This window comes from Pseudomonas sp. P5_B2 (assembly GCF_056400445.1).
Genome location: NZ_JBFULH010000345.1, coordinates 1 through 7,134, shown reverse-complemented (window position 1 = coordinate 7,134; position 7,134 = coordinate 1). Strand labels below are relative to the sequence as shown.

At 58.7% G+C, this 7,134-nt stretch carries 7 protein-coding genes and 1 pseudogene; 6 read left to right on the top strand and 2 right to left on the bottom strand.

Features of this window, described 5'->3' with window-relative positions; all coding sequences use genetic code 11:
- Window positions 1-263: 263 nt before the first annotated feature.
- The 4 genes and pseudogenes from purE to AC1DRJ_RS19990 form a co-directional block, all read left to right on the top strand.
- Entirely contained in the window at window positions 264-755 is a 492-nt protein-coding gene (gene purE, locus AC1DRJ_RS20005; RefSeq protein ID WP_477803673.1) for a 5-(carboxyamino)imidazole ribonucleotide mutase, read from the top strand.
- Between the two features lie 11 nt (window positions 756-766).
- Entirely contained in the window at window positions 767-1,849 is a 1,083-nt protein-coding gene (locus tag AC1DRJ_RS20000; RefSeq protein WP_477803672.1) for a 5-(carboxyamino)imidazole ribonucleotide synthase, read from the top strand.
- A gap of 111 nt (window positions 1,850-1,960) precedes the next feature.
- Window positions 1,961-2,206, top strand: coding sequence for a GlsB/YeaQ/YmgE family stress response membrane protein (locus AC1DRJ_RS19995; protein WP_477803671.1), 246 nt, complete (start codon window positions 1,961-1,963; stop codon window positions 2,204-2,206).
- Window positions 2,207-2,294: 88 nt separating this feature from the next.
- Window positions 2,295-2,717 (top strand): annotated as a pseudogene (locus AC1DRJ_RS19990) (DUF3299 domain-containing protein); the annotation flags it as partial.
- A gap of 79 nt (window positions 2,718-2,796) precedes the next feature.
- Here AC1DRJ_RS19990 and AC1DRJ_RS19985 read toward each other — a convergent pair.
- Window positions 2,797-3,696, bottom strand: coding sequence for a D-hexose-6-phosphate mutarotase (locus AC1DRJ_RS19985; RefSeq protein WP_477803670.1), 900 nt, complete (start codon window positions 3,694-3,696; stop codon window positions 2,797-2,799).
- A gap of 57 nt (window positions 3,697-3,753) precedes the next feature.
- On the bottom strand, window positions 3,754-4,158 hold the full coding sequence (locus AC1DRJ_RS19980) for an acyl-CoA thioesterase (protein WP_477803669.1): 405 nt from the start codon (window positions 4,156-4,158) through the stop codon (window positions 3,754-3,756).
- Window positions 4,159-4,520: 362 nt separating this feature from the next.
- Between AC1DRJ_RS19980 and AC1DRJ_RS19975 the strand changes: the two genes are divergently transcribed.
- Together AC1DRJ_RS19975 and AC1DRJ_RS19970 are read left to right on the top strand one after the other, a co-directional pair.
- Window positions 4,521-5,819, top strand: a complete 1,299-nt coding sequence (locus tag AC1DRJ_RS19975; protein WP_477803668.1) for an MFS transporter — start codon at window positions 4,521-4,523, stop codon at window positions 5,817-5,819.
- Window positions 5,820-6,061: 242 nt separating this feature from the next.
- Complete coding sequence (locus AC1DRJ_RS19970) at window positions 6,062-7,063, top strand: phosphate ABC transporter substrate-binding protein PstS (RefSeq protein WP_007942702.1); 1,002 nt, start codon at window positions 6,062-6,064, stop codon at window positions 7,061-7,063.
- The last annotated feature ends 71 nt before the right edge of the window (window positions 7,064-7,134 follow it).

Sequence of the window (7,134 nt, the reverse complement as noted above, 5' to 3'; positions counted from 1 at the left end):
GAATGTCAGACCGCATTCGCGAGCAAGCCCGCTCCCACACTCGATTTGTGGTGTATTTGATTGACTCACAAGTCAATAAAACCGGCCCTTTGCGCCGTATGACAGATGGTCGCAACGGGGGCTGTTTATCTGTGTCATTACGGTATACTGCGCGGCCTTCGGCCGGCTCGCCCGGCCATAATTCGTACAATCAAGCCACGCATCCTGCGTGGCTTGTTGTTTTTTGACGCGCCTGCGGGCGCCCAGAGAGAAGAGGCACGACGATGAGTGCACTGGTTGGCGTGATCATGGGCTCCAAGTCCGATTGGTCCACCCTTAGCCACACCGCCGATATGCTGGAAAAGCTCGGCATCCCTTACGAGGTGAAAGTGGTCTCTGCCCACCGCACCCCGGACCTGCTGTTCCAGTACGCCGAAGAGGCTGAGGCCCGTGGCATCGAGGTGATTATCGCCGGTGCTGGTGGCGCAGCCCACTTGCCAGGCATGTGTGCGGCCAAGACCCACTTGCCGGTGCTGGGCGTGCCGGTGCAGTCGGCGATGCTTTCCGGCGTCGATTCGCTGCTTTCCATCGTGCAGATGCCGGCTGRCATCCCGGTCGCGACCCTGGCCATCGGCAAGGCTGGCGCGATCAACGCCGCGTTGCTGTCGGCGAGCATCCTGGGCGCCAAGCACCCGCAGTTCCACGACGTGCTGAAAACGTTCCGCGCTGAGCAGACAGACAGCGTGCTGGACAATCCAGACCCACGCATCGCCTGAGGTTGTTGACGATGAAGATCGGTGTAATCGGTGGCGGCCAGTTGGGTCGCATGTTGGCGCTGGCGGGCACCCCGCTGGGTATGAGTTTCGTTTTCCTGGACCCCGCACCGGATGCTTGCGCAGCCGCGTTGGGCGAACACCTGCGGGCCGATTACGGCGATCAGGACCATCTGCGTCAACTGGCCGATGAAGTCGATCTGGTGACCTTCGAGTTCGAAAGCGTCCCGGCCGAAACCGTGGCGTTCCTGTCGCAATTCGTCCCGGTCTACCCGAGCGCCGAAGCCCTGCGCATCGCACGTGATCGCTGGTTCGAGAAAAGCATGTTCAAGGACCTGGGGATTCCAACCCCGGCGTTCGCCGACATTCAGTCGCAAGCTGATCTGGACGCCGCTGTGGCCTCCATCGGTCTGCCGGCCGTGCTGAAAACCCGCACACTGGGTTACGACGGCAAGGGCCAGAAAGTCCTGCGCAAACCTGAAGACGTGGTCGGCACTTTCGCCGAGCTGGGCAGCGTTGCTTGCCTGCTGGAAGGCTTCGTGCCGTTCACCGGTGAAGTGTCGCTGATCGCCGTGCGCGCCCGTGATGGTGAAACCAAGTTCTATCCGCTGGTTCACAACACCCACGACAGCGGCATCCTCAAGCTGTCCGTAGCCAGCACCGATCACCCGCTGCAAGCCTTGGCTGAAGACTATTCCAGCCGCGTGCTCAAGCAGTTGAATTATGTCGGCGTCATGGCGTTCGAGTTCTTTGAAGTCGACGGTGGCCTCAAGGCCAACGAAATCGCCCCGCGTGTGCACAACTCCGGGCACTGGACCACCGAAGGCGCCGAGTGCAGCCAGTTCGAAAACCACCTGCGGGCCGTTGCCGGTTTGCCGTTGGGCTCGACAGCCAAGGTCGGCGAAAGCGCGATGCTCAACTTCATCGGCGTTGTCCCGCCGGTTGAGAAGGTGATCGCGATTGCCGATTGCCATGTGCACCACTACGGCAAGGCGTTCAAGGCCGGTCGCAAGGTCGGTCACGCCAACCTGCGCTGCGCCGACAAGGCCACGCTAGAGCAGCAGATCCTCAAGGTCGAAGCGCTCATCGCTGAATAGTTTCATGTGGCAGCGGCGGAACCATTCAGGTACCGCCGTTCTCTGATGGCAGGATGCAGAAGTCTGACTAGGCTTTCGCTAGGACACGCCACTTAATCAGAGGGAAATGCCATGGGAATTATCGGAACCATTTTTATCGGCTTGATTGTCGGCCTGCTGGCTCGGTTCCTGAAGCCGGGCGATGACAGCATGGGCTGGATCATGACTATCCTGCTCGGTGTCGGCGGTTCGCTGGCAGCCACTTATGGCGGCCAGGCTATGGGCATCTATCATGCTGGCGAAGGCGCGGGCTTCATCGGTGCGCTGGTAGGCGCCGTGGTGTTGCTGGTGATCTACGGCCTGATCAAAAAGAACTGATCCAAAGCGACAAAGCCCCCTCTGCGCCGCACGCAGGGAGGGCTAGAATGCTCGGCGATTTATCGCCCTTCCTTTACCGAGCACCTCAATGCGCCGTCTCCTGTTGACTCTCCTTTTCCTGGGCAGTGGTTTGGCCCATGCCGGCGAATTGCCGGAAACCGACTGGCTCGAACTGATGCCCAAGTCGGACCAGAATGCCCTGGAAGCCATGCCCGAAATCGACCACAACACGCCCGAAGGTGATGGCACGTTTACCGCCAAGGGTGGCATGAAGCAGAGCAAGGGCTTGCCGGCGGTGATGTACTCGACCAAAACCGTGCCGTCGATGAATGACAAGAACATCCGTATTGGTGGTTATCCGGTTCCGCTGGAGTCCGATGGGAAAGGTCGCAGCACGCTGTTCTTCCTCGTGCCTTATCCGGGCGCCTGCATCCACGTACCGCCACCGCCACCCAATCAGTTGGTGCTTGTACGCTATCCGAAGGGGTTGAAGCTGGATGATATCTACACCCATAACATTAAACATTGATGTTGGATGTTATGGCCTCATCGCGAGCAGGCTCACTCCTACAGTTGTTCTGGGGTGTTGCTTATAGAGGTTTGCTGGCGATGCTGACGCCGAGGGTATGACTGGCTCCCGACGCCAATGTCACTACGTCATCCATCACGTTTGCCGTCTCKATGCACAGCATGCGTTGCCAGCCATCGTCAGCCATATCGCTGAATGCCGCTGCACGCTCGATCCACGGGTTCCAGATCACCGCCGTGCGCGATCCGCTGCTGGTCAGCTCGATGCGCCGCTCCCACGCCGGATCGATGATGCTCAGCGTCGTCGGCGTATTGAGGTAGATGCGGTCGGTCTCGCCAGCAAAGTGCAGATCACCATTCTGAGGGACGGTCTTCCAGTCATCCAGCGTCTCGATGTAGCTCAAGCCATCCAGCCCTTCAACGTGCACATTGCGCGCATCGCTGACCGCGAAATAGCTGTGCAGCGCCTGGCTGAGGGTAACGGTGTCAGTGCCTTGGTTATGGCTGGTCAGGCTGATATTCAGTTGCTCATCCAGACGAATGCTCAGCTTCAATTCCACCTGATGCGGCCAGCCCGGAAAACCGCCTTCGGGGTAGGGCAGGATGAACTCCACTTTCAGGCTTTCGCCCTCGGCTTCGATGCCGCCCAGTTCCCAATCCATCGCCCGGACAAAACCGTGGGCGCCTGGTGCTTCTTCGCTGACACGCATCGCCTGAACGCTCTGCGGATTGCGCGCCAGGTTGCCGAACCACGGCCAGCACACCGGCACGCCAGCACGGATGCTCTTGCCGGTCTTGAACACCGCCTCGTCGTTTAGCCAGATCAGCGGCGGTTGGCCGGCCAATTGATAACTGAGAATCTGCGCGCCTTGCTGGGCGACCAGCAATTCGGCCTGACCGCGGCGTATGCGCCAGCAGTTCAGTTCATCCAGTTTCACAGCTTCAACGTTGGGCGTGTTCATGGGACAACTCTCGATCGGGAACAATGACTGCAATGGACCGCAAAGCGGCCCCGGCGTTTAACGCGCTCGCGGCGGAACCGAGCGGGTGCGACCGCTACCGTCGATGGCGACGAACACAAACACCGCTTCAGTCACTTTACGCCACTCGCTGGACAGCGGATCGTCGCTCCAGACCTCAACCATCATCTTGATTGAACTGCGGCCGATTTCCAGCGCTTGGGTATAAAAGGAGAGTTGTGCGCCTACCGCGACTGGAACCAGGAACGCCATACGGTCGATCGCAACGGTGGCAACGCGCCCTCCAGCAACTTTGCTGGCCATGGCGGTGCYGGCCAAATCCATCTGCGCCACCAGCCAGCCGCCGAAAATATCGCCGAAGCCGTTGGTTTCGCGAGGAAGCGCGGTGATTTGCAGGGCCAGGTCGCCTTGCGGGATTGGATCTTCTTGTTCGAGCTCTATCATGCCGGGGGGGCCTCTGACCCGTGACTCTTCGTTGGTACTTCAGGTGAATAGCCGCTTTCAAGAAAAACGATTCAGCCCCGAACATACTACGTTCGTCACGTTTCTCAAGGCGCCTAAAGGGAAACTCTGCGAAATCGACTGGTAGAGCCAGCAGCGTCTTCGCACAGCAACCCTTTCAAGGTGTTGCAAGACTGCGAGTATATCGGTCGGTAGACTCCGAGACGACCGTCGGGTTCTCATTTTGACTGTCAAAAACGCACATCTATGTGCTTTTTCGAACAATTTGCTATCGTGCCGGTCCTGCCCAAGCCTCCGCCAGCGTTGTTGGGGTTGCAGATCCGACTATAAGAGAAGTCCTTGCCATGACCACCGCGCCCTCGGCCATCGCTCAGCCGAACCAACCTGCACGCCCGTTGACCCGCAACGATTACAAGACTTTATCGCTGTCTGCCTTGGGCGGTGCGCTGGAGTTTTACGACTTCATCATCTTTGTGTTCTTTGCCACAGTGGTCGGCAAACTGTTCTTCCCAGCGGATATGCCTGAGTGGCTGCGGCTGATGCAGACCTTCGGCATTTTTGCCGCCGGCTATCTGGCGCGGCCATTGGGCGGCATCGTCATGGCGCACTTCGGTGACCTGTTGGGGCGCAAGAAAATGTTCACCCTGAGCATTTTCATGATGGCCGTTCCCACCCTTATCATGGGTTTGCTGCCGACCTATGCGCAGATTGGCATGTGGGCGCCGATTCTGTTGCTGCTGATGCGGGTGATTCAGGGCGCGGCGATTGGTGGTGAAGTGCCGGGCGCATGGGTATTCGTTTCCGAACACGTCCCGCAACGGCACATCGGCTACGCCTGCGGCACCCTGACCAGTGGTTTGACGGCCGGCATTCTGTTGGGCTCATTGGTGGCCACGGCAATCAACAGCATTTATACCCCGGTGGAAGTGGCCGATTACGCTTGGCGAATCCCGTTCCTGCTGGGCGGCGTGTTTGGCCTGTTCTCGGTCTACCTGCGCCGCTGGCTGCACGAAACCCCGGTATTCGCCGAACTTCAACTGCGCAAAGCCTTGGCCGAAGAAGTGCCGCTGCGCGCCGTATTGCGCGACCATCGCGGCGCGATCCTGATTTCCATGCTGCTGACCTGGCTGCTGTCCGCCGGCATCATCGTGGTCATCCTGATGACCCCGACGGTGTTGCAGACCGTTTACCACTTCTCGCCGACCACCGCCTTGCAGGCCAATAGCGTGGCGATTGTGTTCCTGAGCCTTGGGTGCGTGGCGTCCGGTGCTTTGGCTGACCGCTTTGGGGCGGGTCGGGTATTTGTGTTTGGCAGTGCCGCATTGCTGCTGAGTTCGTGGACGTTCTATCACAGCCTGTTCAATCACCCGGACTGGCTGTATCCGATGTACGCCTTGACTGGTTTGCTGGTGGGTACTATCGGCGCGGTGCCGTACGTGATGGTCAAAGCTTTCCCGGCGGTGGTGCGCTTTAGCGGGCTGTCGTTCTCTTACAACCTTGCCTATGCGATTTTCGGTGGATTGACGCCGATGGTAGTGACGCTGCTGCTGAAGGAGAGCCCGATGGGGCCTGCCTACTATGTGGCGATCATTTGCGGGGTCGGGATTGTGGTGGGTGGGTATCTTTGGAAGAAGGGGCGTTAAGCCCGATTCTTCATCACTGATCGTTCCCACGCTCCGCGTGGGAATGCATCCCCTGACGCTCCGCGTCACATTTCAAAGCTGACGCAGAGCGTCCATGGCGGCATTCCCACGCAGAGCGTGGGAACGATCTGTTGCCGAATACTGGCCTTTCATCCAATTGTCATATTTCCGCCATAGAGTGTTCATACGGCCTGCCGATACTTGGCCCCGACTTAATACACCCTATCTGCTAGGAGTAAGGCATGAAACTGAAGCGTTTGATGGCGGCAATGACTTTTGTCGCTGCTGGCGTTGCGACTGCCAACGCGTTCGCCGCTGTTGACCCTGCTATCCCGAGCTACACCAAGACCACTGGTGTGTCGGGCAACCTGTCCAGCGTCGGCTCCGATACTCTGGCCAACCTCATGACCCTCTGGGCTGAGAACTACAAAAAAGAATACCCGAACGTAAACATCCAGATTCAGGCCGCTGGTTCCGCCACCGCGCCTCCTGCGTTGACTGAAGGCACCTCTAACCTGGGCCCGATGAGCCGCAAGATGAAGGACACCGAACTGGCTGCCTTCGAGCAGAAGTACGGCTACAAGCCAACCGCCATCCCGGTTGCCGTGGACGCCCTGGCTGTGTTCGTGCACAAAGACAACCCGATCCAGCACCTGACCATGGAACAAGTCGACGCGATTTTCTCGTCCACTCGTCTGTGTGGCGCTAAAACCGACGTGAAAACCTGGGGCGACCTGGGTGTGACCGGCGACCTGGCCAACAAGCCGGTTCAACTGTTCGGCCGTAACTCGGTATCCGGCACCTACGGCTACTTCAAAGAAGAAGCCCTGTGCAAAGGCGACTACAAGCCAAACGTCAACGAACAACCTGGTTCGGCTTCGGTCGTGCAGTCGATCAGCTCCTCGCTGAACGGTATCGGTTACTCGGGCATCGGCTACAAAACCGCTAGCGTGAAGACTGTGGCACTGGCCAAGAAAGGCAGCACTGACTTCATCGAAGACACCGAAGAAAACGCCCTGAACGGCAAATACCCGCTGTCGCGTTTCCTCTACGTTTACGTCAACAAAGCCCCGAACAAGCCTCTGGCCCCGCTGGAAGCCGAGTTCGTGAAACTGATTCTGTCCAAACAGGGTCAGGAAGTTGTGGTGAAAGACGGCTATATCCCACTGCCGGCCAAAGTTGCTGCCAAAGCACTGGCTGACCTGGGTCTGCAGGAAGGCGGCCCTGAAGTCGCAAAAAAGTAACAAATTGAGCCCGGGGTAAACCCGGACTCTGTAGCAGCTGTCGAGTGAAACGAGGCCGAGTGAAACGAGGC

Bases quoted from the DNA above. Each gene is read 5' to 3' on its own strand.
- AC1DRJ_RS19975 (WP_477803668.1), top strand. From the start codon at position 4,521: ATGACCACCGCGCCCTCGGCCATCGCTCAGCCGAACCAACCTGCACGC.
- AC1DRJ_RS19995 (WP_477803671.1), top strand. From the start codon at position 1,961: ATGGGAATTATCGGAACCATTTTTATCGGCTTGATTGTCGGCCTGCTG.
- AC1DRJ_RS19970 (WP_007942702.1), top strand. From the start codon at position 6,062: ATGAAACTGAAGCGTTTGATGGCGGCAATGACTTTTGTCGCTGCTGGC.
- AC1DRJ_RS20000 (WP_477803672.1), top strand. From the start codon at position 767: ATGAAGATCGGTGTAATCGGTGGCGGCCAGTTGGGTCGCATGTTGGCG.